Source organism: Mesorhizobium sp. M7A.T.Ca.US.000.02.2.1 (assembly GCF_003996995.1).
Classification (GTDB): Bacteria; Pseudomonadota; Alphaproteobacteria; order Rhizobiales; family Rhizobiaceae; genus Mesorhizobium.
This window is the reverse complement of sequence record NZ_RZTT01000747.1, coordinates 1-1,417: the sequence shown is the minus strand read 5'-3', so window position 1 is coordinate 1,417 and position 1,417 is coordinate 1. Positions and strand designations below refer to the sequence as shown.

Here is a 1,417-nt window from a genome sequence, read left to right as displayed (position 1 = left end):
GACGGCAATTGCGGCGGGGCGTGGGCGGGCAGGGCGCCGAAGGCCCCCATTAGGCCGGCCACAAGCAGGGCGGCGATGGTTCCCGCGCCGGCCGTTATCCAGGTTTGAAATTTTGAGCGGGCAGTCTTGAACATTCCAAACTATGCACGTCGACGATCAGCCACCCCTGCGCAGTCCAGAAAGAAAAAATTGCTGATGGAACCCGCAAATGGCTGGTCCAGCCTCACGCTGCTTCGCGCGCCCATAGAAGATGGCCATGGCGACGAAAATACCGCGCCACCAGCCGTTGTTGCTTGGCCCTGATCAGGTCGGGCAAGCGCCGCTCCTGGCGCCAGCGCGGTACGTTGCGCCAGCAGGCTATGAAGCGGGCGGCGTCCTCGATGGCCTCCTCTGCCGAGAGCGCCGGGCCAATCGCGGCCAGGAACAGCGCCTCCGACGGTTTCAACTCGTCGATCACTGCCTTGCGCCTGACGTGATCCTGACGGGCGTGGGCGATGCCGTTTCGGCGGATGGCTTCGAAGGCTTCAAGTAGGACCAGGCTGTCGCCGGCGTAACCGCAGGAACGGGCAAAATCGGCGGCAAGGGCGTCCATTATCGCTCCCAGGGCTGATGCAGTGGGCGGGTTCGTGCTCCGACTCACATTGCGTATCCAGTATGAAAGCATAACTCAAATTACCTTAGAAGAAAAACTTCTGGGAAAGTTTGAAAACTGCGACTCGACTCCCGGCGTAAAACACAGGAATATGCGAACAAATCAGGAACAACGATGAGGCAGGGGCGATGGCATTGCCGGGCAGGGAACCAACAATCGCGCATGTCGCCTCGATCTCGGTCGAGTGCGCGGATTGCGGCCGCAACCGTTGGTGGCGACCCGATCAGCTGAAGCGGTTCGGCGTGACGGGGAACACGCCGCTTGCCGCTCTGTCGGGCCGCATCGTCTGCGCGGCCTGCCGTGCCGACGGACTGCCAGGGGCGACCGTTACGATCCAGGCGGCCTTCATCGACGAGCGCCAGCGCGTGCGCAGCGAAACGCAGATGCTGAGCGATCGCGAGGTGCCACTGGAGGGAGCGAGGCGGGCTTGAGTCTTGTCGAAGGGTGAACGGCCGGTTCGCGTGAGTGAATTGATCGTGCCAGTGGCACGATCAAAGGCCAGCGAACGCCGGGACGCTGCGAAGCAGCGGGGACCCGGCAGGTGGATCCTGCGCTACCCGGCCCTTCGCAAGCTCAGGGCGTTCAAGGCTCGAAAAGCCAAGCAATTGGCTTTCGTCCGCTGTGCGGACCGCCTTTCACCCCGCAAGGGGAGAAGGCAAGAAGCGCTCCTCAATACCCCAGCAATTCCTTCAGCGGAATCACGCGCCAGACATGTTTGATGGCGTAGCGGTTGAAGGTCAGCGTCTTCGGCGGGTTGTATTGATC

General features: G+C 62.2%; 2 protein-coding genes and 1 pseudogene. 1 reads left to right on the top strand and 2 read right to left on the bottom strand.

Going from position 1 to position 1,417, the window contains the following annotated elements; all coding sequences use genetic code 11:
* Positions 1-223 precede the first annotated feature (223 nt).
* Complete coding sequence (locus tag EOD15_RS34255) at positions 224-592, bottom strand: hypothetical protein (RefSeq protein ID WP_127322976.1); 369 nt, start codon at positions 590-592, stop codon at positions 224-226.
* A gap of 188 nt (positions 593-780) precedes the next feature.
* On the opposite strand from EOD15_RS34255, the gene EOD15_RS34250 reads away from it, so the two are divergent.
* A complete protein-coding gene (locus EOD15_RS34250; protein WP_127322975.1) occupies positions 781-1,083 on the top strand; it encodes a hypothetical protein in 303 nt (100 codons plus the stop codon).
* A gap of 238 nt (positions 1,084-1,321) precedes the next feature.
* On the opposite strand, the pseudogene EOD15_RS37130 reads toward EOD15_RS34250, so the two are convergent.
* A pseudogene (locus tag EOD15_RS37130) lies at positions 1,322-1,417 on the bottom strand (XRE family transcriptional regulator); the annotation flags it as partial.

Excerpts from the sequence above, each read along its gene's own strand:
- EOD15_RS34255 (WP_127322976.1), bottom strand. The coding sequence starts at position 592 with ATGGACGCCCTTGCCGCCGATTTTGCCCGTTCCTGCGGTTACGCCGGC.
- EOD15_RS34250 (WP_127322975.1), top strand. The coding sequence starts at position 781 with ATGGCATTGCCGGGCAGGGAACCAACAATCGCGCATGTCGCCTCGATC.